The sequence below is a fragment of the Asticcacaulis machinosus genome (assembly GCF_028550435.1).
In the GTDB taxonomy this organism is placed as follows: domain Bacteria; phylum Pseudomonadota; class Alphaproteobacteria; order Caulobacterales; family Caulobacteraceae; genus Asticcacaulis; species Asticcacaulis machinosus.
The window spans coordinates 139,977-162,995 of the sequence record NZ_JAQQKV010000002.1 but is presented as its reverse complement, the minus strand read 5'-3'; the positions used below and the strand labels follow the sequence as shown (position 1 = coordinate 162,995).

The window sequence follows — 23,019 nt, the reverse complement described above, 5'->3', positions numbered from 1 at the left end:
GACGGCAACACTGAGATTACGGCGGCGCATACAATATATAGAGGTGCGTGTCATTATTTGATTGAGCCGGGCGGCGATTTATACGGGCGCAATGTGGCTTGACCTATTTGGCTTAATAAGTCAGACAAATAAAAACAGACACGGGAGTTCGATATGATCACGTTGCGCGCATCTACCTTAATCCTTGCGCTTGCCGTTGCGCACCCTACGCTTGCCGAAACCGATATGCCGGGTTCAAACCCCATTATCCGCGACATATTTTCGGCTGACCCGGCGGCGCTGGTCGTGGGCGATAAGGTCTATCTCTATGTCGGGCGCGATATCTCGACCAATGACCGCTACAATATGCCCGACTGGCTGGCCTATTCGACCACGAATATGAAGACGTGGACGTCGCACGGCCCGGTGCTGAAACCGACTGATTTCAAGTGGGCGCGCAGCGACGCCTATGCGTCTCAGGTGGTCGAAAAGGACGGCAAGTTCTATTTCTACGCCACCGCCAAGCACAATAAGCCGGACACGGCTATGGCCATCGGGGTGGCCGTATCGGACAGCCCGACCGGCCCGTTCATTGATGCCCGCGGCACGGCCCTGATTACCAACGCCATGACGCCGGACGCCAAGCATGACTGGAGCGATATCGACCCGACCGTCTTTACCGATGACGACGGCACCTCATGGCTGATGTGGGGCAATGAAAAGGCCTATCTGGTCAAGCTGAAACCCAACATGATTGAACTGGACGGCCCGATCACAGAGGTTAGCCTGCCCCACTACACCGAAGGGCCGTGGCTGCATAAGCACGGCGATATATACTATGTGTCCTATGCGTCGTGGGATAAGGGCGATCGTGGTGAGTACATCTCCTATGCCACCGCGCCATCGGTTCAGGGGCCGTGGACCTATCGCGGCAAGCTGACCGGCATGGCCGAGAACAGCACCACCATTCATCCGGCGATCATCGACTTTAAGGGCCAGTCCTATTTCTTCTACCACGACGGTGCATGGTCGATTGGCGATCAAAAGGGCGGCAGCTATCGCCGTGCGGTCAGGGTTGAGCTGCTCTATTATAATGCTGATGGTACGATTAAGCCGATTGAACAGACCAAGGCCGGCGTATCGGCATTGCCTTAGTCCCTCGCCGGGCGGTGGCTACGCCACCTTGGCCGCCGCCTCAATGGCGGCTTGAGTGGGGTGATTTCCTCAAAATCACGCCACTTTTAAAGCGTAACGCCGCACACCTGCATGATCTCGGCGCGCAGTTCGGGAATGCCCAAGCCTTTTTCAGAGGATGTGGCGATCACGAGCGGGTGGGCGGCGGGGCGCTTTTTGATGGCGTTCTGGCTTGCGGCCACGACCTTTTCCAGTTCGGCGGGCTTGATCTTATCGGCCTTGGTCAGGATGATCTGATAGCTGACGGCGGCCAGATCGAGCGCATCCATCGGCTCATTATCCACGCTTTTCAGGCCGTGGCGGGCGTCAATCAAAAGGTAGGCGCGCTTGAGGCTAGGGCGACCGCGCAGGTAATCACGGCCCAGATTCTGGAACTTCTTAACCGTGGTCTTGGACGCGCGCGCCCAGCCATAGCCGGGCAGGTCGACCAGACGCAGTTTTTCCTCAAGCACGAAGAAATTGACCTCGCGTGTCCGGCCGGGCTCATTGGAGGCTCGTGCCAGATGGTTTTGCCCCACCAGCGCATTGATCAGGCTGGATTTGCCGACATTGGATCGTCCGGCAAAAGCGACTTCGGGCAGGTCATCGGGCGGCAACTGTTCAATCTGGGCCGCCCCCATGAGAAAGCGGACAGGCCGCGCGAACTGTATCCGCGCGGCCTCCAGAACGTCTTCGCTATAGAGTGGTTCGGTCAACTAGATATCTTTCTTGGTTTTACGCGAACGCTTGGTGCCGCTTGCGGAGGTGCCGCCTGAGATGACTTCGCCCTTGATGACCTTACCGTCATCGTCACCTGCGATGGCCGTAACGGCCGCGGTTTGCGTCGTCTCAGCTGTCGGTTTTCTGAACTTACCGATAAAGGTATCGATCGGGTTCTCGACCTTAAGGCGGTGCATGATCGAATATTGCTGAGCAATGGTCAGCACGTTCGACCAGGTCCAGTAGATCAGCAGGCCAACCGCAAACGGGGCCATGATGAAGGTGAACATCAGCGGCATAAAGGCAAAGATCTTGCGCTGAATGGGGTCGGGCGCCGGCGGATTCATGCCCTGGGTCAGCCACATGGTGAAGCCGTACAGAATGGCCACAATGCCGATATGCAGCGGCCCGCCCAGGATCGAGCCAATCAGCGGCACGGCGGCCGGATCGTAGGGGATCAGGCCAAACAGGTTGAAAATGGTCGACGGATCGCGGGCCGACAGATCGTTGATATAACCAAAGAACGGCGCATGACGCATTTCGATGGTGACGAACAGCACCTTATAAAGCGCATAAAAGACCGGAATTTGCAGCAGCATCGGAAGGCAGCCGGTCATCGGATTGACCTTTTCCTTCTGATACATGTTCATCATTTCGATCTGCATCTTTTGGGCGTCGCCCTCGTATTTTTTCTTCAGTTCCTCGACCTTGGGCTGAAGCATCTTCATCTTGGTCATGGATTCGTATGACTTGTGCGCCAGCGGATAGAAGATCAGCTTGACCACAACCGTCAGGCCCAGAATGGCCAGACCGAAATTACCCATGAACTGATAAAGCTGATCCAGAACCCAGAACATCGGACGGGTCAGGAACCAGAAATTACCCCAGTCGATGGCCTTATCGAACGATGGCAGGCCTAAGTTTTCCTGATAGGTGGTAAGGATCGTGGCGACCTTGGCACCGGCAAACAGGTGGTGGGTTTCGGTGATCTGCGTGCCGGGGGCAATGGTCACGGGAGCGGCGACATAACCGGCCTGCAGGACCTGAACGCCTTCAACTTCCGACGCACGGAAGGCGGCCTTCACCTTTTCGTTCTGGGCCGGAATAACGCTGGCCATCCAGTATTTATCGGTGATGCCGAGCCAGCCGCCGGTTGATTCCGCTTCAAAAGTCTTTTTCTTCTGCCAGTCTTTGTACTTGAACTCTTTCAGCTTGTTATCAAACACACCGACCCCGCCTTCGTGCAGGATCATGTTGGTGCCGAGCTGATCAGGCACGCCCTGACGGGTCACGCTGGCATAAGGGGCAACGGTCACCGCCACACCGGAGGTATTAATGACCTTTTCGGTAATGGTGATCATGTAGTTTTCGTCAACGGCATAGGTGCGCTCAAAGCGCAAACCCGCACCATTGTCGTAACCCAAAACGATATTCTTACCGACGCTCAAAACCGTGCCGGATTGCAGTGTCCATTGGGTTGAGGCATTCGGCAGACCATTGATATTCTGACCCAACCAACCGGAGTCGGCAAAAAAGGCGTGCTTGGCCCCTTCCGGGCGGAACAGTTCAACGGCTGGAGAGTTTTTGTCGATCGTTTCCTTATACTTGGTCAGGAACAGATCATCAAAGCGCGCGCCTGTCAGCGACAATGACCCTTTTAGAGACGGCGTATTGATCTGTACCCGCTCAGTCAAACCTACCGCCTTTTCGCGCGCCACGGGGGCGGCCAGCGTTACCGGCGCGGGGGCTGCACCGGCCACAGGCGTGTTGGCCTTGGCGACGGCAGCGGCTTTCTCGCGGGCCACCTGTTCCTTTTCCATCTGCGGGTTCAGGACAAAGAACTGATAGCCAAACAATATCACCATCGACAGGGCGATAAAGAGGAACATATTGCGGTTGTCGGCGGTCTTGTTGGGCGTCATCGACAGTCTTTTTCACAAGGTTAAGGTACAAATTGTCCGGTGGAGCGGCCCGCCATCAGCGCGGGCTTTGTTTGGGCGACAGCCTTATCAGGGCGCGTCTTATATCGTCAAGCAAACCTTGCCAATCACGCGAACAGGTGCCGGGCTTAGGCGGAGCATCTGGGCTTTTAGTATCTTTGGCGGGCGTATCGGCGCGCGCGATCAGCACATAGTCATGACCGGATATCCCAAATTCGGGAATAAGCTGTTGTGCGGCGGCTCTCAGTCGACGCTTGGCCCGGTTGCGCACCACGGCCCCGCCGACCTTTTTGGTGGCGGTGAAACCCACCCTTATGTCATCCGATCCATCCTCACGGGCGCGCATCTGCACCACCACGCAGCCTTGCGCCCGGTAAGGAGCCTTGGCGGCGGCAAGGAAATCGGCGCGATCGGTCAAACGCTTAATCATGATAAGGCCCAGATGCACAAAGAGCCCAAAGTCGTTAAACCAAGGGCTCTTTGAATATTATGCGAGGTATAAAGCGAAGATGCTTTAAGTCTTTAGAACGCGCATCTTAATCCGAAAACCGCTATACACTTTTCGGGATGCGCTCAAACTTAGGCAGTCAGGCGCTTACGACCCTTGGCGCGGCGACGCGCGACAACTTTTTGGCCGTTCTTGGTGGCCATGCGCGCGCGAAAGCCGTGACGGCGCTTGCGCACGAGTCGGCTCGGCTGGTAGGTGCGTTTCATGGTCTGCTCCGATTAAGGACGATAGCCCCTAATAAAACGAGCTACCTGAGTAAAGAGGCGCGTGGATATGACAACGGACTGAGATTGTCAACGCCATTTAGCCCTTACGCCATAAGAATCTATGATGTATTATGAAAATTCAAACGGATTCAAAGCCTCACCGCCAAAAGTCCGGCAGGGCGCAACCCAAAGGTCTTATATCGGGTGTTCGATCTCGCAGGTCCCAAAAAACCGGAAACGAAAACCGGGCGCATCACTGACCGCAGGGGCAGCTCATCACCTTTGCCGTCGGCGTTGAAACCCGATGGCTGGGCCTTACGCGCGCGGGATACATCCTATGCCAGCCGCCAGTGGGCGCAGCGGCTTTATAAGATGCTGACCGTTGCCGGATACTGGAGCGCCAGAATACTCAAACGTCTGCGGACATTTTTTACCGGATTGTCGGGCCGGCTTTTGATCATCAGCGCCATTTTCGTGGTGGTCGTCGAAGTCCTTATTCTTATTCCGTCATTGGCGTCGTTTCAGGAACGCTGGCTGATCGACCGCATCCGCCAGGCCGAAATCGCGTCGCTGGCTCTGGATGCCTCCAGCGAAAAGACCGTAACTGAGGATTTGTCGCGTCAGCTTTTGACCAGTGCCGGGGCGAAATATCTGGCCATTCAGAACAGCAGGGGCACGCGCGATTATGTGCTGTCGGACTTTAATATCAGCGTCATCCCTGACGTGATTGATCAGCGCACCAGCCGCACAGATATTCGCAGTGACATCGCCTATCTGTGGGGGCCGTGGCGCACGCTGATGGGTAAGCCTGACCGGCTGATACATACCGAAGCCGTCCCTAAGGTGCGCAAGGGCGGTGAACTGATCGAAATCATCGTCCCGGCGGAGCCGCTCAAACAGGAACTGAAGACCTATCTGGGGTCGATGCTGCGTATGTCCATGACGATCTCTCTGGCCGCGGGTCTTCTGGTGTTTGTGGGCCTGTCTATATTTATTGTCCGCCCCATTCAGAACCTCACCCGTGTGATCGCCACCTTCAAGGCCAACCCTGAAGACATGACCAATGCGCCAAAACTATCCGGGCGGCGTGATGAGATTGGCCATATCGAAGAAGAACTGGCCGCCATGCAGTCGGAGGTGCGTCACGCCCTGACCTCACGGGCGCGATTGGCCGCCTTGGGGCAGGCGGTCTCCAAGATCAATCATGATTTGCGCAATATGCTGACCTCGGCCCAGATGGCGTCTGACCGTCTGGCGGCATCACCTGATCCGATGGTGGCCAAGGCCCTGCCGCGGTTGGAGCGGTCGCTCGACCGGGCGCTTAATCTGGCGCAAAACGTGCTCAACTACGGTAAATCCGACGAAGTGGCCCCTCGGTTCCAGATCCTGAAACTGCGCGATATGGCCTATGCGGCGGCCGAAGATGCCGGCCTTGGCCTGACGCCCAAATCGCCGGAGCCGGTGCGGTTTGCGCTCAAAGCCCCCAAGGGCTTTTACTTCGAGGCCGATCCTGAACACATGCACCGCCTGCTGGTCAATCTGATGCGTAATGCCCGTCAGGCCATTGAGCGCCAGCCGAACCGGCAGGTCTATGATTCCGCAGCCCGCAAAGGCCCGCTGGGAAGAGTGACCCTGACGGCCACAAAGACCGTCGATGAGGTGATCCTGACCATATCTGACGATGGGCCCGGCATACCTGAGAAAATCCGCGAGCAGCTTTTCCGGCCGTTTTCGGCCACGGCTCAGTCCGATGGCACCGGGCTTGGGCTGGCGATCGCGCGTGAACTGGCGCAAACTCATGGCGGCGATGTGCATCTGGGGCAAACCGGCCCGGACGGCACCGCATTTGAGATCAGGCTGCCGCTCAAAAGTTAAAGGTATCTGTTTTGGATTTTGAAGATCTAATGGAATTGTCGCGGGATTCTTATGTCTCGCAGTTTGCCAGCTTTGTTGAAAAGCAGCAGGCCTTGCATGACAAAGGCTCTGCCGAGGTCAAATTTCAACTCTCCGATCAAAGCGGCCTTTATCGCCGCCTGTATTGTGCTGATTATGCCTCCGGTGGCGAAGGCGGGCAGATTGTCGAAATGACACCCGACGAAGAGGTCAGTTTTGACCCGATTTCGGTGTCGCTGGGTGAGTTGGAAATGACGGTTCAGCGCCTGAGCTGGCATGATGTGACCTTGACTGTGGAGGGGGCAGCCTTGCCGCCCGATGCGTTTGCTGAGTGGTTTGAAACCTGGTTCGACCCGGAAGACGTCAATACTGACTGGGACTCGAAATTTTCCAGCCACGTCCACTCACTGCTGCTCGATGGACACGATATCCATGTCGATTTCGGCACGGCGCCGGTTGAGGCTCTGGTTGACCTGTTTGTCCTGATCGAAGAAGCCGGTATTAAGGCGGCCACGGTGTCTTAATCTTAAGAACCTCCCCTGTTGCAGGGGTTTGACGCTAACAAACGATCCGGTGAATCGTTTGTAAGTCATGGGGAGGTTTGATTTATCAAACCGGAAGGTGGGGTAATTACTCTCTCAGCAACCGCGCCACAAATGCCGGCACAACCTCTGTCGCGGGCCCCAGGATTTTCTCGTCAAACAGGCTATGTCCCTGCGACGGTTCCAGATTTAACTCAACCGTATGAGCACCGGCTGCCCGCGCTTCCTGCACAAAACCGGCCGCCGGATAGACATTGCCGGAGGTGCCGATCGAGATAAACAGATCGCAGGCCGAGAGCGCATCATAGATCGCCTCCATCTCAAGCGGCATCTCCCCGAACCAGACAATATGCGGCCTTAAAAATCCGCGATCATCAAACGGCGAGGGTGCGTTCGGGTCGATATCGCCGGCCCAGTCAGTCACCCGTTCCGTCACGGTGCAGCGCGCTTTGCGCAGTTCGCCGTGCATGTGGATCAGCCGGAAACCGGCCTTGGCAGGCAGGGCCGCATGGGCGCGATCATGCAGATCATCGACATTCTGGGTCACCAGCAGGATATCGTCGTCCCACACAGCGGCCAGTCGCGCCAGAGCCTCATGGGCGGCATTGGGGGCAACCTCAGCCAGTTGGCGGCGGCGCTGATTGTAGAAATCCTGTACCAGCGCCGGATTGGCCGCATAACCTTCGGGGGTGGCGACCGCCTCAACACGATGGCCGCACCATAGCCCGTCTGAGGCGCGAAATGTCGGCACACCCGATTCCGCCGAAATTCCCGCGCCGGTCAGGATGACAATTTTCATGGCTGACCTTTCAGCACAACACCTTCCCTGCGTGGATCCGCACCACCGTCGAAGGTGCCATCGGGTGCGCGCATAATGCCGTGGATGCCGGATTCCTCACCCGCAGACGGCGTGATTGTGTAACCCATATTGGTCAGGGCGGTGACCACCTCCGGGTTCATCCGACCGGTTTCAATACGCAGGCTGTCGCCACGGGCAATCACATTGGGCAGGGCGGCGGCGTCCTGAACCGTCATCCCCCAGTCGAGGGTCGCCACAAGAGTCTTTAAATTATAACCCAGAATATTCGATCCGCCGGGGGAGCCAATCAGGGCCACGACTTTGCGATCCTTATCCAGCACAATCACCGGCGACATGGATGAGCGCGGACGCTTACCGCCCTCCACCGCATTGGCGGCTTTCTGACCGTCCGCCATGACGGGCGAGAACGAAAAATCAGTCAGTTGGTTGTTCAGGAAAAAACCGCCGACCATCCGGCCGGTACCGAAAACACTTTCAACCGTGGTGGTCATACTGACCGCATTGCCATAGGCGTCCATGATTACAAAATGCGAGGTGCCGGCGGGTTCATGAGTATTGTCGGGGGCCATCACCACTATTACGTCTTCATCCTTCAAAGGCGGCGTTCCGGCCTTAGGTGCCGGCGATGGCGTTCCGGGCGTGATCATGGCCGCACGCTCTGCCACATAGGCAGGATCAATCAGCCCCTCGGTCGGCACGCGCACAAACGCCGGATCGGCGACATACTGATCACGGTCGGCATACATCAGCTTTTCCGCTTCGATCAGGGCCGACCAGCCGCGGGCATCATCCTTGCCCCACGCAGCCATAGGGAAGCGCTCCAGCAGTTGCAGGCCCTGAATCAGTGACACCCCGCTGGAGGGGGGCGGTGGTGCGCACACTATATAGACGCGGTACGGCCCGCACACCGGTGCCTGTTCTAGGGGGCGGTAATTGGCAAAATCCGAGGGCTGTAAATCACCGGGCAGGGGCCCCTGATGGGTGCGGGCAATGATCTGATCAACCAGAGGGCCGGACTGGAAAATCGCGGCTCCGTCTTCGGCGAGGGTTTTCAAAGTCTCGGCATAGGCCGGATTGGTCTGAATATCGCCGGTGGTTTTCAGCCCGCCCTGACCATTGCCCCAATAGGTGCGGTAATCCTCGGTCTTGGATTGTGGGAAGCGCTCGCTTTTCAGGTAATTGCCCAGACGCGGCGAAATCGTAAAGCCGGTTTCCGCCAGCGTTATCGATGATCCGAACAGGTCATGCCAGGGCAGTTTTCCGTGATCTTTATGAGCAGCCGCCAACATCAGAACCGCCCCCGGCACACCGGTGGCACGACCGGATGTGACCGCCTCGGCATAGGATAGCGGCTGGCCGTCGCGCAGGAACAGGTCGCCTTTGGCTGAAGCCGGTGCGACTTCGCGACCATCATAGGCGATAACCCTGCCGGTGGCCGCGTCATAATAGGTCATGAATGCCCCGCCACCCAGGCCGGAGCTTTGCGGTTCAACCAGTCCCAGCGTCGCCTGCACGGCAACCGCTGCGTCAATGGCGGTGCCTCCGGATTTAAGAATATCCATCCCGGCCTTTGAGGCCAGAGGGTTGGCCGCCACCACGATCGGGGTGGCTTTTGCGGCGTCCGTAGCGGGCCTGTGGGCGCAAGCGCCGGTCAGAAGGCTTAGGGCAACAACGCAGGTGAGGGCGGTACGGCGGGACAGATGACTTTGCATGGGCTAAACTTAAGGACGCGGGTGCTAAAAGACAAACCCAAATCTGCGCTACCTGTTTGATCAACAGGAAAACCAAAAAAATAGCGCATTCGCAGTCATTTTGATCTTGCCTTTGCGCGTCTAAGCGACTAATTGTCCGCCCTCGCTGACGGGTAAGCCTGTTACGCGACATGAAAAGTGCGCACTCGTAGCTCAGCTGGATAGAGCATCAGACTACGAATCTGAGGGTCAGGAGTTCGAATCTCTTCGAGTGCGCCATTTCTTCCTATAAAATCAATAACATAATCAATTTCGATGTATGAAGTGTGTTACACTTTTTACAGTTTTGAACCCTATGTGTTACAAATTCAAACATAGTGAATTTGTTATGTTTCTGTTTTATATGAATTTTTCCAGATTATTGGTAGTCTGAGGCTCTTTGAAAAGGAGTCTGCGGCTCTTTATTAGGCCTTCTTTGAGTGGCCTATGCTGATTTCGCATAATGATCATTATCAGAATTCTAGAGTGCGCTTACGCGCTATCGACAGCCTCGTTATAGGCTTTGATCACTTGTTCTACCCACCCGTCCGGCATGTCGAACACGAGCTTAAGAATATGATCTCCTGGCGCCAAATTCTCATCACTTGTTTTCGATATGATCCAATCTGGAATCTTGAACAGTTCCTCTAGTTGACGCCCCGCTATGCCGATGTAAAGCTCTTGAACCTTTTCGAAATGGGAAGGGGGTTTCAAGAATCTAACGACCTCTTCGGTCTTTAGGAGATGCTCGGCGGCATCGATGATAAATTGCGTTATCTGTAAGATGTCTCTTTCTTGGCCTGGTTGGCCGGGTGGCCCCCAAGCCTCGAGAAGGCCGACCGTGCCCGCAAGTTTGATCGCTTCAATCTGGTTGACAATATTGCGCATTTGTACATCAGCCCAATCGGCAAAATCATCGCTGTCAATTCGGGCGACAGGGAGGGCGTAAAAACCTTGTTTCAATGCCTCGTATTTGAATTTAATGTGGGCAAAGCCGCTCCGCAAAAGCTCTGCGGTGAGGTTATATTCCCAAAACAGCGGCTTATCCAAAACGATCTGGCGGGCAAGCGATGAACTCGCCTCAAAGCCTTTCAGCCGTTCTCTATCTGCCCGTTCTCGAAAACCTGCGTCAGTTTTTCCGAGGCCATCCGCAATCTTCCTAGTATGGGATTGCTTCCACTCGAAGAGCAATTCGGCCGAAAAAGAATTAGGATCATCATCGACTTTCTTGTGACAAGTCCGGCAAAGCCATATTCCATTGGCTTCTTGACTCCGTTCGGCGTCGGTCATTCTCTGAGAATAGCGTGCCGAACCTTCGTTGGCTCCGTAAATGTGAGCCGCCTCTCCGACTGTGCTGAACTGCCTATCATTGCTGGCCGGCCCCATTGTTAGCGCGAAGCAATCTGGAGCAGAACAATGGTTTCCAGCGCGCTTGGACAAGATTTCAACCACTCTCCTTGTAAACTCAGCCGTCACTTTCACCACTCCATATTCCAACTACGTGCGATCATTGTGGCAATGTAGTACTGAATTATTGTCTCGAAAGGCCGAGGCGGCAATAGGGTGATCATTTTGCGTAATGAGCCAAATTTTAAAGAAAATGACGGAATGAAAAAAAGCGGGCCTTTCGACCCGCTCTTTCCGTATCTGTTCCGCAAGAAAGTACACTGAGGCCGCAAGGCCGAAGGACTTTCGAGCGATTACCCTAAAGCGCCACCACACCACCGTCATTTTTGGTGATGACGACTGTGGCTGAGCGCGGACGACCCGCAGCGGTGCCAGCCTGACTGGCGGGCCAGTTGGAGGTCGGCGTGGCCGGTGAGCCATTCTCGCCCGGATGCTGGATATTGACGAACAGGGTGCGGCCATCCGGCGTCGAGTCGATACCGGTGATCTCACATTCCTTTGGCCCCACCAGGAAGCGGCGAAGCTGCATCCCCGGTGCCTTACCCACAAAGGTGGCCTGCGTGGCGGTAGCCCCGCCCGTGCCGGTATTGGTGATGGTGCGCGCAGCGCCATCGCCGACCGTGCCGGGCATAGCGGCCAGCATCTGGTTGTTGGTCACGTCCGTATAGGCGCCGTCGTCAGTTTGAAGCCACAGCAGCGGATTGACCAGACCGGCGGCATTGCTGGGGCGCGAGAACCACAGACCGTCGGGGCTGGAGAAATCGTTGGTAGCATCAAGGCCGGAGATATTGATGTTGGTGGCATCCAGATCAGCCCCGGCTCCGAACAGGTAGATATCCCACTGGAAGGTGGTGGCTTCGGGGTTATTGGCGGCTTCCTTGAGGCGGATGATGTGGCCGTTCGGGTTACCAAAGTTGTTTGTGGCACCTACCGGATCATTATAGTGACGCGGGTTGGCAGCGTTGGTGCCCGCCAGCGGACGGTTCGAGGCATTGTTGTTGGTCAGCGTCAGGTAAACCTCGCCATTGGCGGGGTTGACGGCCGCCCATTCCGGACGGTCCATCTTGGTGGCGCCCAAAACATCGGCGGCCAGACGGGTGTTGATCAGCACATCGGCCTGATTGGCGAAGGCGTATGTCGGATTGGCGGCAGTCAGCACGCCGGTGCCGAAGACCAGCGGCAACCAAACGCCCTGACCCGTGGCATCAAAGCGGGCCACATAGAGTGTGCCGTTATCGAGGTACTTATCACCGATCGCCAGACGATCGGTGGCGGTGGCATCGGCGGCACTCCAAGGGGTTGCCGAGACGAACTTATAGAAATACTCGCCGCGCGAATCGTCGCCCATGTAGAACACCGGCTTACGGCCCGCGACGAAGTTGGCAGGCCAGGCGCCTTCGTGGCCCATGCGGCCAAGGGCGGTACGCTTGCGTGGTGTGGCGCTGGCATTATACGGATCGATTTCGACCACCCAGCCGTACTGGTTGGCTTCATTGCGGTAATCGCCGGTGCCATCAGCGGCCTTGGTGGTGTCGACCGTGACATTCCACTTGGAGAAATTGGCCTGATCGGCGGCATTGGCGGCGGTGACGCTGGCCCAGTTATTGGCCCCGGCAGCCCCTTGCGACATGCCATAGCGGTTCAGCGCGGTCACTTGCTTAGCGCTGCGGTTGGCATTGTCACCGGCGGCGCGGCGGAAGTAACCGGCCCAGTTTTCTTCGCAGGTCAGATAGGTGCCCCACGCATTGACGCCGTTGGCGCAGTTGTTGATCGTGCCGCGACCAGCCGTACCAGCCGTCGAATAGACAGTCTTGACCTGATCGTCGCCGCGTACCGGGCCATGCAGGGTCATGGGTGTATTCGGCGTGATGCGGCGATTGAGCGCCCCGCCCTGAACGTAGCTCCAGCCGCCGTTTGCCGCGCGAGTGACTTCGACCACGGCGACACCGTGACATTCGATTTCCTTGACGGCTTCGGATTCCAGTCGTGTGGACCCGGCGGTAACGCCGTTCACGTGCAGGTAAGGGGCGGTGATGTTTTCGTGGTTCATCACCAAAAGCCCGCGGGTCGAGCTGTTGTCATCGCGGGCAGTGCCCGTAGCGGCCAGACCGAAATAGGCCATGCCGTCATGGTGATCGCCGGCGCGGCCGGCAAAGTTGGTGTCGGAGCCGTCATTGGCATAGGCCGAAACGCCTGAAAGGATCGGGTCGCCCAGACGGTAGAGAACCGACACCGTATAGCCTTCGGGCACGGTGACGATGTCATTCTTATTTCTGGCGACAGCCGTGAAGCCCAGAACGGCGGGGCTAACGGTCACTGTAGCATTAGCCGACGACGGGAAGCCCGCCGCGTTCTTACCCGTAAAGCTGAATACCAGCGGGGTGGCGGCTGTGACGCTGGGGGCCATGAAGGTGGCGGTGGCGGTATCAGCACCAGATAGTGCAACCGTCGGGCCGGACACTTGTGTCCAGGCAACGCTGGAGGAGCCGGATGCTGTGCCGGTTAGGGTGACCATACGGCCCGAGGTGGTGGCACCGGCACTGCCCGCCGATACGACGGCCAGCGGAGCCTTGTCGTCATTATCGCTGCCGCAGGCGCTCATGCCGAACAGGGCCGCCACTGACGCCATCCCGCCCAGAATCTGACGGCGGGAATTACGCTGTTCGATAACATCGCTCAGGCTTGGGTTGTTCGATGTATTTAACTGAAAATTGCCGTCATCGTGACGACCGGTAAGTTTGATATCGGACACAGCGCCGCTCCCTCCAAATGATGTGGACGGTCACTAATGACCCTGTTGTGTGTAGGTCTTTTGCGATCTGTGTATCGGATTTATGAAAGCTATGGGTGTTGCACCGCAAGATTGACAGTTATCAAACGGGATGACACCGGTATCTGAAGCAATTTTAAGAGGAGGGGAATATGAACAGACGCCAATGGCTGCAAGCTGCGGCTGCATCCGGGGGCCTGTGGTCGGCACAGGCATTTGCGGCAGACGACGAAACGGTGGCCGTGCCCATTGCGCTGGCGCCACCGCGGCGGATTGTCACCAGCCTGACAATAGGGGGCAAGGGGCCTTATTATTTCATTCTGGATACCGGCGCGTCCGTTAGTGGCATCAAGCCCAGTCTGGCGCGACAGCTCAATATGCGGCTGGTCGAATATGAAAAAATCTATGGCATCGGCGGATCAGACCATACGGCGATTTATCAGGCCAATGATGTCGTCTTCGGAGAAGCTTTCCGGGTCAAAGCGATGGCTATGGCCGGGTTTGATATTTTTGAAGCCTTTGAATTCGACGGACTTCTGGCGGCGGGGTTCCTGACCGGTGTACCAAGCCGGCTGGATCTCGACACTATGCAACTGACCTTTTATCCCGGTGGGCGCGGACTTGACCTCAGCGGCTATCATCTGTGGCCCAGTCGCCGCGAGCAGGCCGGGGCGGGTGAGAAAATCTATGTTGATGTTATGGTCGACGGCCTTAAGGCCAACTGTCTTCTGGATACCGGCGCCGGGGCCGCGGTCAATCTGGCTTCCGGTTTCGTTCGCAAACATAAGCTTTGGGATCGCTATAAACCCTATCAGGATCGTATGGCGCGCGGCATTCATGGCGATCAGGTCAAGACCCGCTACGTCCACGCCGAAACCGTCACGATCGGGGATTTCCCGATTAAGGGCGCGCCGTTGACACTCTATGATCCGAAGGTGGACAGCAGTTTTGGCGGTGTCGATGGCATTGTCGGCATGGGCGCTATCGGGCGCTTCAACCATGTGTTTGCCGCAGATGGCATCTATGTGAAGCCCAACCGCTATTTCGATGATGTGCAGTTACTGTTCGGTAAGCCCGCGCCCCAACCCTAAATGCAAAAAGAGCGGGCCTTGCGACCCGCTCTTTCTATTTTCAGCAGAGTATCGAAGGTGTGGATTAGAAATCCATACCACCCATGCCGCCCATGCCGCCGCCGCCCGGCATTGCCGGAGCTGCGTCTTTCTTCGGCGATTCAACCACAGCCGCTTCGGTCGTGATCAAGAGGCCCGACACGGAAGCCGCGTCTTGCAGAGCCGTACGCACAACCTTAGCAGGGTCGATCACGCCGTCAGCGACGAGGTCAACATACTGCTCGGTCTGAGCGTTAAAGCCAAAGGTGGCCGAGGCATTTTCCAGAACCTTACCGACCACGATCGAGCCTTCGACGCCAGCATTTTCCACGATCTGACGGATCGGGGCCTGCAGGGCGCGACGGACGATGTTGATGCCGGCGGTCTGGTCATCATTGTCACCCTTAAGGTCGGTCAGGGCCAGCGAAGCCTTCAGCAGCGCCGTACCACCACCGGGGACGATACCTTCGTCAACCGCGGCGCGGGTGGCGTTCAGGGCGTCGTCAACGCGGTCCTTCTTTTCCTTGACTTCGACTTCGGTCGAACCACCGACGCGGATCACGGCAACGCCACCGGCGAGCTTCGCCAGACGCTCTTGCAGCTTTTCTTTGTCGTAGTCAGAGGTAGTTTCTTCGATCTGGGTCTTGATCTGAGCGACGCGGCCTTCGATCTCGGACTTTTCACCGGCGCCATCAACGATGGTGGTGTTTTCCTTGGTGATCGTGACCTTCTTGGCGCGGCCGAGCATGTCGAGCGTGACCGACTCAAGCTTGATACCAATGTCTTCGCTGATGACTTGACCGGCGGTCAGGATGGCGATGTCTTCCAGCATGGCCTTACGGCGATCGCCGAAGCCCGGTGCCTTAACCGCAGCAACGCGCAGGCCGCCGCGCAGACGGTTGACAACCAGCGTTGCCAAGGCTTCGCCTTCAACGTCTTCGGCCACGATCAGCAATGGCTTGCCCGATTGGACAACGGCTTCGAGGACCGGCAGGATCGGCTGCAGCGACGAGATCTTCTTGTCGAAGATCAGGATGTAAGGATCTTCGAGGATCGCTTCCATCTTATCGGGGTTGGTGATGAAGTAAGGCGACAGGTAGCCGCGGTCAAACTGCATGCCTTCGACGACATCCAGCTCGGTTTCAGCGGTCTTGGCTTCTTCAACGGTGATGACGCCTTCGTTGCCGACTTTTTCCATCGCCTTAGCGATCATTTCACCGACTTCTTTGTCGCCGTTGGCCGAAATGGTGCCGACCTGCGCGATTTCGGAGTTGGTCGTGACCTTCTTCGACGAGGCCTTGATTTCGGCCACGACGACCGCAACGGCCTTATCGATGCCGCGCTTCAGATCCATCGGGTTGCGGCCCGACGATACCGACTTCAGACCTTCGACGGCAATCGCCTGCGCCAGAACGGTCGCGGTCGTGGTGCCGTCACCGGCCTTGTCGTTGGTCTTGGAAGCCACTTCGCGGATCAATTGAGCGCCGAGGTTCTCAAAGCGATCAGCCAGTTCGATTTCCTTGGCGACGGAAACGCCGTCCTTGGTCGAACGCGGCGCGCCGAAAGATTTTTCGAGGATGACGTTACGACCCTTGGGGCCGAGCGTTACCTTAACGGCGTTGGCGAGAATGTTGACGCCGCGCAAAATCTTGTCGCGCGCGTCGGAAGCAAAAAGTACGTCTTTAGCAGCCATGATTAGTTATCCTATTTGGTTGCGTGAATTATCTCCTCCCCTGTTTACGGGGGAGGTGGCGGGCGAAGTCCCGCCGGAGGGGGCAGTCGTTCGCTAAGACTAGCGGTTCACAATACCCAGGATGTCGGATTCTTTCAGGATCAGCAGGTCTTCGCCGTCGATCTTGACTTCGGTGCCGCCCCACTTACCAAACAGGACGCGGTCGCCCGCCTTGACTTCCAGAGCAACGATGTCGCCCTTGTCGTTACGGGCACCGGGGCCTACGGAGACGACTTCGCCTTCTTGTGGCTTTTCCTTGGCAGTATCGGGGATGATGATCCCACCCTTGGTCTTGGCTTCTTCTTCTACTCTCTTGACCACAACGCGGTCGCCCAGCGGACGAAAGCTCATGAGATGTCTCCGATTCAATTATAAAAAGGTCTGTTAGCACTCGATGTGTGTGAGTGCTAATGCGCCTTTGAGTTAGGATCGCGCTGGCGTAGAGTCAAGGCGCGATATTGGGATTTTGTGTGTGAAATTTTTATAAAGCGGGCTCAGATATCTCAAGTCCTTGAGATTTCAGCTTTTGCAGCGCGCCGCCCTGACTGAGAAGGGCGCTGAGCGGCAGGACAATGACGGATTTTCCCGGTGTCTCAAGGGCCTTATTGATCGATGCTACCGTCTGATCGATGGTACGACCAAGCATGGCTGAGGTCGAAGGCGCGCCTTCAAGGCAGGCCAGAAGGGCCGAGTCCGGTGATAGTTTTTGCACGGTTCTTAGATCACCGCGCCCCCATGCCTCGGTGGCAGTGCGGGCATTTTTCGTAGAAAATTCGATCTCATCAAGCGTGGCGCGCACGCAGGACATTTCCTGTGCCTTTGAGAACTGGCCGACGCGGGAAATAATTTTGGCCGCACTATATGAACCCACAGGGCGGGTTTTCAGCCGGTCTTCCTTGGCAAACCGTTTCAGGGTTTTCTCAGGATCAAGCGTGGCGATCTGCGCCTTTTCATAGATGTCCGCGCGCAGAGCGGCTACGGCCCACAGGGGCGCGGCCTTTTTATACTTGTCGCGGTCAAGGCCGTGAGCATCGGCCAGAGCATAGAACCGCTGCGATACATCGGCGGGTAATACTTCGTCGAGCTTTTTACCTAGCGGCAGGCGTTTGTTCATCTGAAGCTTGGTCAGGCCGATCAGCCCGACCTCGGCTTCGGGGGCAGTCAGCAGGACATTGGATTGCTTCAGCACGCGCCGGATACGGGCATCGTCCCACGGGATGCGCTTAACCATCACCGGCATGGCTCCCAGAATATAAACCTCGGAGCTGCCTTTTTTGACGCGCCAGATCGCGGGGCCGGGCAGGTTGGCGGTGACCGTGACCTCGGTAATCCATTCAGCGCCGTCATTGACAAACTCCCTTTCGGACACGGTTTCCTGCGCGGACACGGTGAGCGGCAAGGTCATAAGGGTAGCAGCGATGAGGATGGCTTTGGTCATGGCCCAAATATAGTCGCTAAAACCGTGACCGGAATAGGGCTAGTCCGGATCGGTGGTGTTCAAATCCAGTTTATCGGCATCATATTCCAGAATATCGCCGGGCTGGCACTCCAGCAGCAGACAGATTTTCGACAGGGTATCAAAGCGCATGCCCTTGACCTTACCGGTGCGCAGCAGGGACATCTGGGTTTCAGATATGCCGACCTGTGCGGCCAGGTCTTTGGCGCGCATCTTTCGGCGCGCCAGCATGACATCAAGCGTTACGCGTACAGGCATCAGACAAAATTACTCAGTTCTATGGCAAGGGTTTCACGTTTGACCTGCATCAGGCGGATACGCTGCGCCAAACCATAAAGAATGAGGCCGATAAACAAGGTTGTGGTCGCGTGGAAAAAGTCGATGGAATGGCCCTGCGGCAGGGGCGTGTCGTTACCATAAATCGTCTGCCAGGCCCACAGGCTTGATTCAACATAAAGTGCTATCGAGCCGGCCCCAAGGCATAGTCCGCTGCGTTTTAGCCCTTTGATTAATAGGGGTTCCAGCACGGTATCGGGCCTTACCCGCGCAATCATATCCGCCCCGAACCAGATCGCCAGCGCATAAAACACAAACGGCAGCACCGGTAGCCCGCCCTGAAGTGCCGCCAAGCCAAGCCGGTATGGATCACCTTCCAGCAGGCGCCAGAGCTTGGGCAATTGAACCGCGGTTACTATAGCATAAAGCGCCAGCGGCACACCGACTATCAGTTTCAGCGGCCAGTAAGTAAAATTCATTATTTTTTTCATGGCGTTCTCCAGTGACTTTGGGGGAGGTCAGACAAAGCTGTCCATTTCCGATTTCAGCGCCTGACCCTGCTGCGCCATCAGGAACAGCACCAGCCCCAAAAGGCCAATGGTCACGCTTTCGATCTCGGCATCGTAGCGCACGCCGCGAAACCGGTCGTCAAACAGCGGGGACAGGGTGGGGGCGATCACAATGGCGCAGGCGGCCCCCAGCATCAGGTTTGAGCCCATGCTTTTCAGGCCCCTGATCATGGCCGGGCCAAACGGATCACCCTTATCCATGCGGGCAAAGACATCGGATGCCGCCCAGGCCGCGCGCAGGTAAAATCCGGGCGCCAACAGGCCAAGCCAGAAGGCGGGAATCAGGATCATCTCACGCCAGTTGGTGCGATCAATTACCGGCAACTCACCAAGATGAACGGCAACCTCCCTGATGAGGGCCAGAGCGAGAACGACCACCACGACCTTGATCACCAGACTCAGCGGGCCGTGCGGAATACGAATATTTCCCATAATCGCACCTATATTTATTTATGTTAGGTGCATATAAGTTTAATTAAAACTTAAAGTCAAGGGGCTTTGTTATGTGGTCTGTGCGTGTCGTGCTGCGCCGGCCCGGCTGGCAAATGCCCGATGGACAAACCCTATGGGTGCCTGGCCTTTGTGACGTTGGCGAAACTGGACTTTGCCATGCCGGAAATCAGGCGATCCGTGTCTGGGGCAAGGCGCGCGGAACTTCGCCCACAGCCCACAGACGTGCAGCGCCTCTTACCCCAGAGGCATCTCCCCACTTGGCCTGCACAATCTTAGCCGACCAGGAATCGGCAAACACATTCTCGGAAATGATTGTCGGGATGCGCTCAAAGATTTCCGGCACATTGGACAGGCCGCCGCCAATGACAATGGCGTCAGGGTCAATCATATTGCAGACCGTGGCAATGGCGCGCCCAATCCTGTTGATCAGCCGGTTGAAGGCGTCATTGGCCACAGCTTCGCCGAGACGGGCCCGGTTGATGATCTCTTCAGCCGAAAGTACGGTTCCGGTCTGAGCTTGGTAGTCACGTTGCAGCCCTGTGCCTGATATCCATTGTTCAAGGCAGTTACGTTTGCCGCAGTAGCATTTCGGGCCGGGAGTTTCAGACGCTTCCGGCCAGGGAAGGGGGTTATGCCCCCATTCACCGGCAATGCCATTGGCCCCTTCGACCAGTTTCCCGTCAATAACAACGCCCCCGCCGCATCCTGTGCCCAGTATGACGCCGAAGCAGACAGTGGCGCCGGCACCGGCGCCATCGACGGCTTCGGATAGCGCAAAGCAATTGGCATCATTGGCCAGACGCACCTCGCGGCCCATGGCGGTTGTCAGGTCTTCGCGGAAAGGCCGGCCATTCAGGTACAGGGAGTTTGAATTGCGCATCAGGCCGGTCGTGGGCGAAATCGACCCCGGTGTGCCGATGCCCACCGTGCCGGTCTGGCCGGTTTCACGTTCGACATAGGCCACCAGATCACAGACGGCCTCTAAGGCATCATCATAGTTGCCGGGGTTCGGTTTGCGGATACGCAGCAGATAATTACCCGCCTCATCAAGGGCGGCGGCTTCGATCTTTGTGCCTCCGAAATCAAGACCAATCTGCATTACCAGTAGGGCTCCCAAATACGCGTGAGGCGGGTCAGGGCCTCCAGATAAAAATAGTCTCCCCACAGGCAATACTCATCCACGCCAATGCCCTTGGGCATGTGGTAGACGCCGTGCTTGAGCAGGCCTGCGCCCTCATCGTCAGGGGTGGCGGCATAGAGCCGGATAAGGCTTTCAACCATGGCAATGGCCGTTCCGCGGTAGGCGGGGCTATCCGTGTCGGACAGGGGCAGTGATTTGCCCAGTTCCAGAAGCCCGCAGGCGGCGATGGCGGCGGCAGATGAGTCCCGTTCATGGGGCGCATCAGTGAACACCAGATCCCAGCAGCAGATGAGGTCCTGCGGCAGGCGGTTCAGGAAATAGTTAGCCAGCCGCGCCGAGGTTTCAATAAGGGCCGGTTTGCGGAAGTAACGATAAACCAGCGGGAAACCGGCAATGCCCCAGGCCTGACCACGCGCCCAGCAGGAATCGTCAGCATAGCCCTGATGGGTGGTGCCGTGGCGCGGTGCGCCGGTTACGGGGTCCATGTAAAAGGTATGGAAAGTCGAGGCATCCGGCCGGACAATATATTTCAGCGCCTGCTGGATGTGGGTGTCGGCGGCATCGGCAAAGGTCAGGTCGCCGGTCTGTTCCGTCGCCCAGTACAGCAGCGGCAGATTCAGATTGCAGTCGATGATCATGCGGCCGGCTTCGGCGGGATCGGAAAGGTTGCCCCAGGCCTGAATGATGCCAGCCTTGGGCAGGTAGCGTGTCAGGAGCAGACGGGCGGCTTCCAGTCCGGCCTCACGGGCCAGTGTTGAATCGGTCAGCTTGCTGGCGGCGACGCACGATAGTGAATAGAGAAACCCGAGATCATGGTGATCGACATTGACCTGATCAAAAATGCGCGCATGGAAGCTCTCGACGTGACGTTCAGCCGCCGTGCGGTATTTCTCATCGCCCGAAAGTTCATAAGCCAGCCAAAGTTGCCCGGTCCAGAAGCCGTTTGTCCATTCGGTATTGCCCATAGTGCGATAGACATTGCCCACGGAAGACGGTTCCGGGAACTGATCGCCATAGACAGCCAGACCCTTATCAATACGGGCGAGCGCCGTACCAATCGCTTGGTCTATGAGGTCTTTGTTGGGGCCGGTCGGAAGATTACGCCTGGGGAGCGGCTCCCGCGCGGGGGCGGTAGACGGTGAATGGCTTTGTCTGGGTGTCATAAGGTTGGTCGTCATGACTTTACATCGGGAACGGAATTAAGAACGGGGTCGACAAGTGGCGCATCCGGAGAGGCGACCGTGCTGTTCATCGAGGTGCGCTGAGGGTCCGGTGCAAGTGTCCAGATAGAGGCTATCCAGCAGATCAATGCGCCCAGACCAATGATCAGATAGGTATGCTGAAAACCGAACAGGTCATAAAGGCGGCCAACCGGATTGGACAAAATAGCCAGCCCCAGACTGTGACCAAAGCTAACGCCGACCATGTAAAGTGTCGATGCGAAGCGCGCCTCAAAATGCGCGGCGATATAGCGGAAAATGGATACGGCCAGAATCGGCAGTTCGATGGAGTGGAGCATTTTCATGGCCGAAATAGCGATCGGGCCTTCGACCAGACCTGAGCCGGTGATACGGATGATCATTATACCCGCCGCCAGCAACAGGCCGCGTTTGATGCCCGTATAGTTGACAATAAACGGCGCAATAAACAGCATCCCGGCTTCGAGGAAGATCTGTGCGAAATTCAGGCGGCCAAACATGACGCGACCGATCGCTTCGGTTTCAAACTGCGAGGCGTAATAGACCGGAAACTGCTGATCAAAAACGAGATAGAGGTTGGTCACACCCAGAATAAGCACCATGAACCCCCAGAACTTCGGCAGTTTCAAAACGGCAAGCGAGTCCTTCAGGGTGACGCGGCTGGCTGAGCTTGCCTCTTCGGCCACAGTTTCGTTCTTAAACAGAAACAGAACGGAAATCAGGACAATGGCCAGTACCGAGGCAATCGAAAAGTTGATGTGCGGATTGATGTTGAACAGGTTGCCGGAGAAGAACGCGGCGCAGGCAAAGCCCAAGGCACCGAACATGCGCACACGGCTATACTCAAAGCCGTAGTGCCGACCCATGCGGTCCACATAGGACTCCAGCGCAAAAGACCCGGCCATAAAGGTCAGCGACAGATAGGCGCCGCCTACGGCTGCCCCCAACAACAGACTGGATCTTAGCAGGGGCTCATAAACAAAATAGAAGAACGGCCCGCAGCAGGCGACCATGATCGCCAGAAACCACAGGACGTGTTTCTTAAAGCCGATCTTATCGGAGATAAAACCGTACAGCGGCTGAAACAAAAGGGCGGCGACAAAATTGGCCCCAAGGACGGTTCCGGTCTGCTCTCCGGTCAGGGACAGGGTCGATTTCAGCCAGTTGGAGAGCAGGGAAATGCTCATGGCCTGCGAGGCGAAATAGGCAAAGACGAAAGCGCTTAAGGCGATCTGAACTTTCAGCCTGCCCGGCCGGTCGATGACAGGTGCACTATTGCCTGATGATACTAAAGCCATGTTTTCTACCCTGTTTCTGTCACCGTCGTGGGTCAACGCCGGCGCTTTTTTGAGCAATTGCGTATTTTGATTTATATTTCAGATCAAAAACTATCGAT

General features: G+C 56.9%; 21 protein-coding genes and 1 tRNA gene. 5 read left to right on the top strand and 17 right to left on the bottom strand.

The genetic code is table 11. From position 1 onward, the window contains the following. Positions 1 to 153: 153 nt before the first annotated feature. Positions 154 to 1,134: a glycoside hydrolase family 43 protein gene (locus PQU98_RS09210; protein ID WP_272744650.1), complete on the top strand. Its 981-nt coding sequence runs from the start codon at positions 154 to 156 to the stop codon at positions 1,132 to 1,134. 86 nt (positions 1,135 to 1,220) lie between these two features. On the opposite strand, the gene yihA is transcribed toward PQU98_RS09210, so the two are convergent. The 4 genes from yihA to rpmH form a co-directional block, all read right to left on the bottom strand. Next, the gene (gene yihA, locus PQU98_RS09205) at positions 1,221 to 1,868 is read right to left on the bottom strand and encodes a ribosome biogenesis GTP-binding protein YihA/YsxC (protein WP_272744649.1); all 648 of its coding nucleotides are present in this window, start codon (positions 1,866 to 1,868) and stop codon (positions 1,221 to 1,223) included. Then, positions 1,869 to 3,794 carry a membrane protein insertase YidC gene (gene yidC / locus PQU98_RS09200; RefSeq protein WP_272744648.1) on the bottom strand — a complete coding sequence of 642 codons (1,926 nt, stop codon included), beginning with the start codon at positions 3,792 to 3,794 and terminating at the stop codon, positions 1,869 to 1,871. A gap of 55 nt (positions 3,795 to 3,849) precedes the next feature. After that, positions 3,850 to 4,242 (bottom strand): ribonuclease P protein component, encoded by a 393-nt coding sequence (gene rnpA / locus PQU98_RS09195; RefSeq protein ID WP_272744647.1) that lies wholly within the window; start codon positions 4,240 to 4,242, stop codon positions 3,850 to 3,852. A 149-nt stretch (positions 4,243 to 4,391) separates the two neighbouring features. Then, a complete protein-coding gene (gene rpmH, locus PQU98_RS09190) occupies positions 4,392 to 4,526 on the bottom strand; it encodes a 50S ribosomal protein L34 (protein WP_013479320.1) in 135 nt (44 codons plus the stop codon). A gap of 204 nt (positions 4,527 to 4,730) precedes the next feature. Between rpmH and PQU98_RS09185 the strand changes: the two genes are divergently transcribed. Together PQU98_RS09185 and PQU98_RS09180 are read left to right on the top strand one after the other, a co-directional pair. Next, the gene (locus PQU98_RS09185; RefSeq protein ID WP_272744646.1) at positions 4,731 to 6,401 is read left to right on the top strand and encodes a sensor histidine kinase; all 1,671 of its coding nucleotides are present in this window, start codon (positions 4,731 to 4,733) and stop codon (positions 6,399 to 6,401) included. A gap of 11 nt (positions 6,402 to 6,412) precedes the next feature. Further along, the gene (locus PQU98_RS09180; RefSeq protein ID WP_272744645.1) at positions 6,413 to 6,943 is read left to right on the top strand and encodes a hypothetical protein; all 531 of its coding nucleotides are present in this window, start codon (positions 6,413 to 6,415) and stop codon (positions 6,941 to 6,943) included. Between the two features lie 106 nt (positions 6,944 to 7,049). Here PQU98_RS09180 and cobB read toward each other — a convergent pair whose 3' ends face one another. Together cobB and ggt are read right to left on the bottom strand one after the other, a co-directional pair. Then, positions 7,050 to 7,760, bottom strand: coding sequence for a Sir2 family NAD+-dependent deacetylase (cobB, locus tag PQU98_RS09175; RefSeq protein WP_272744644.1), 711 nt, complete (start codon positions 7,758 to 7,760; stop codon positions 7,050 to 7,052). Beyond that, a complete protein-coding gene (ggt, locus tag PQU98_RS09170) occupies positions 7,757 to 9,493 on the bottom strand; it encodes a gamma-glutamyltransferase (RefSeq protein WP_272744643.1) in 1,737 nt (578 codons plus the stop codon). Before ggt ends, cobB begins: the two co-directional genes overlap by 4 nt. A 181-nt stretch (positions 9,494 to 9,674) precedes the next feature. On the opposite strand from ggt, the gene PQU98_RS09165 reads away from it, so the two are divergent. Beyond that, positions 9,675 to 9,751: transfer RNA gene (locus PQU98_RS09165), tRNA-Arg, on the top strand. A 252-nt stretch (positions 9,752 to 10,003) separates the two neighbouring features. Here the strand turns inward: PQU98_RS09165 and PQU98_RS09160 are convergent. Together PQU98_RS09160 and PQU98_RS09155 are read right to left on the bottom strand one after the other, a co-directional pair. Further along, positions 10,004 to 10,801 (bottom strand): hypothetical protein, encoded by a 798-nt coding sequence (locus tag PQU98_RS09160; RefSeq protein ID WP_272744642.1) that lies wholly within the window; start codon positions 10,799 to 10,801, stop codon positions 10,004 to 10,006. Positions 10,802 to 11,216: 415 nt separating this feature from the next. Further along, on the bottom strand, positions 11,217 to 13,670 hold the full coding sequence (locus tag PQU98_RS09155) for a PhoX family protein (RefSeq protein ID WP_272744641.1): 2,454 nt from the start codon (positions 13,668 to 13,670) through the stop codon (positions 11,217 to 11,219). 170 nt (positions 13,671 to 13,840) lie between these two features. On the opposite strand from PQU98_RS09155, the gene PQU98_RS09150 reads away from it, so the two are divergent. Next, entirely contained in the window at positions 13,841 to 14,779 is a 939-nt protein-coding gene (locus PQU98_RS09150) for a retroviral-like aspartic protease family protein (RefSeq protein ID WP_272744640.1), read from the top strand. A gap of 64 nt (positions 14,780 to 14,843) precedes the next feature. Here PQU98_RS09150 and groL read toward each other — a convergent pair whose 3' ends face one another. The 9 genes from groL to PQU98_RS09105 form a co-directional block, all read right to left on the bottom strand. After that, positions 14,844 to 16,490 (bottom strand): chaperonin GroEL, encoded by a 1,647-nt coding sequence (groL, locus tag PQU98_RS09145; RefSeq protein ID WP_272744639.1) that lies wholly within the window; start codon positions 16,488 to 16,490, stop codon positions 14,844 to 14,846. 99 nt (positions 16,491 to 16,589) lie between these two features. Next, positions 16,590 to 16,880, bottom strand: coding sequence for a co-chaperone GroES (groES, locus tag PQU98_RS09140; protein ID WP_189485402.1), 291 nt, complete (start codon positions 16,878 to 16,880; stop codon positions 16,590 to 16,592). Positions 16,881 to 17,010: 130 nt separating this feature from the next. Beyond that, positions 17,011 to 17,967: a TraB/GumN family protein gene (locus tag PQU98_RS09135; RefSeq protein WP_272744638.1), complete on the bottom strand. Its 957-nt coding sequence runs from the start codon at positions 17,965 to 17,967 to the stop codon at positions 17,011 to 17,013. Between the two features lie 39 nt (positions 17,968 to 18,006). Next, on the bottom strand, positions 18,007 to 18,243 hold the full coding sequence (locus PQU98_RS09130) for a helix-turn-helix domain-containing protein (protein ID WP_272744637.1): 237 nt from the start codon (positions 18,241 to 18,243) through the stop codon (positions 18,007 to 18,009). Then, entirely contained in the window at positions 18,243 to 18,752 is a 510-nt protein-coding gene (locus PQU98_RS09125) for a hypothetical protein (protein ID WP_272744636.1), read from the bottom strand. Before PQU98_RS09125 ends, PQU98_RS09130 begins: the two co-directional genes overlap by 1 nt. Before the next feature lie 27 nt (positions 18,753 to 18,779). Next, on the bottom strand, positions 18,780 to 19,262 hold the full coding sequence (locus tag PQU98_RS09120) for a hypothetical protein (protein WP_272744635.1): 483 nt from the start codon (positions 19,260 to 19,262) through the stop codon (positions 18,780 to 18,782). A gap of 187 nt (positions 19,263 to 19,449) precedes the next feature. Beyond that, entirely contained in the window at positions 19,450 to 20,382 is a 933-nt protein-coding gene (locus PQU98_RS09115) for an ROK family protein (protein ID WP_272744634.1), read from the bottom strand. After that, on the bottom strand, positions 20,382 to 21,602 hold the full coding sequence (locus tag PQU98_RS09110) for a glycoside hydrolase family 88 protein (protein WP_272744633.1): 1,221 nt from the start codon (positions 21,600 to 21,602) through the stop codon (positions 20,382 to 20,384). Before PQU98_RS09110 ends, PQU98_RS09115 begins: the two co-directional genes overlap by 1 nt. After that, a complete protein-coding gene (locus tag PQU98_RS09105; RefSeq protein ID WP_272744632.1) occupies positions 21,599 to 22,921 on the bottom strand; it encodes an oligosaccharide MFS transporter in 1,323 nt (440 codons plus the stop codon). Before PQU98_RS09105 ends, PQU98_RS09110 begins: the two co-directional genes overlap by 4 nt. Positions 22,922 to 23,019 lie beyond the last annotated feature (98 nt).

Bases quoted from the DNA above. Each gene is read 5' to 3' on its own strand.
- PQU98_RS09110 (WP_272744633.1), bottom strand. From the start codon at position 21,602: ATGACGACCAACCTTATGACACCCAGACAAAGCCATTCACCGTCTACC.
- groES (WP_189485402.1), bottom strand. From the start codon at position 16,880: ATGAGCTTTCGTCCGCTGGGCGACCGCGTTGTGGTCAAGAGAGTAGAA.
- PQU98_RS09150 (WP_272744640.1), top strand. From the start codon at position 13,841: ATGAACAGACGCCAATGGCTGCAAGCTGCGGCTGCATCCGGGGGCCTG.
- PQU98_RS09130 (WP_272744637.1), bottom strand. From the start codon at position 18,243: ATGCCTGTACGCGTAACGCTTGATGTCATGCTGGCGCGCCGAAAGATG.
- PQU98_RS09210 (WP_272744650.1), top strand. From the start codon at position 154: ATGATCACGTTGCGCGCATCTACCTTAATCCTTGCGCTTGCCGTTGCG.
- PQU98_RS09105 (WP_272744632.1), bottom strand. From the start codon at position 22,921: ATGGCTTTAGTATCATCAGGCAATAGTGCACCTGTCATCGACCGGCCG.
- PQU98_RS09120 (WP_272744635.1), bottom strand. From the start codon at position 19,262: ATGGGAAATATTCGTATTCCGCACGGCCCGCTGAGTCTGGTGATCAAG.
- PQU98_RS09125 (WP_272744636.1), bottom strand. From the start codon at position 18,752: ATGAAAAAAATAATGAATTTTACTTACTGGCCGCTGAAACTGATAGTC.
- groL (WP_272744639.1), bottom strand. From the start codon at position 16,490: ATGGCTGCTAAAGACGTACTTTTTGCTTCCGACGCGCGCGACAAGATT.
- PQU98_RS09135 (WP_272744638.1), bottom strand. From the start codon at position 17,967: ATGACCAAAGCCATCCTCATCGCTGCTACCCTTATGACCTTGCCGCTC.
- rnpA (WP_272744647.1), bottom strand. From the start codon at position 4,242: ATGATTAAGCGTTTGACCGATCGCGCCGATTTCCTTGCCGCCGCCAAG.
- cobB (WP_272744644.1), bottom strand. From the start codon at position 7,760: ATGAAAATTGTCATCCTGACCGGCGCGGGAATTTCGGCGGAATCGGGT.
- PQU98_RS09115 (WP_272744634.1), bottom strand. From the start codon at position 20,382: ATGCAGATTGGTCTTGATTTCGGAGGCACAAAGATCGAAGCCGCCGCC.
- yidC (WP_272744648.1), bottom strand. From the start codon at position 3,794: ATGACGCCCAACAAGACCGCCGACAACCGCAATATGTTCCTCTTTATC.
- ggt (WP_272744643.1), bottom strand. From the start codon at position 9,493: ATGCAAAGTCATCTGTCCCGCCGTACCGCCCTCACCTGCGTTGTTGCC.
- PQU98_RS09160 (WP_272744642.1), bottom strand. From the start codon at position 10,801: ATGACCGACGCCGAACGGAGTCAAGAAGCCAATGGAATATGGCTTTGC.
- rpmH (WP_013479320.1), bottom strand. From the start codon at position 4,526: ATGAAACGCACCTACCAGCCGAGCCGACTCGTGCGCAAGCGCCGTCAC.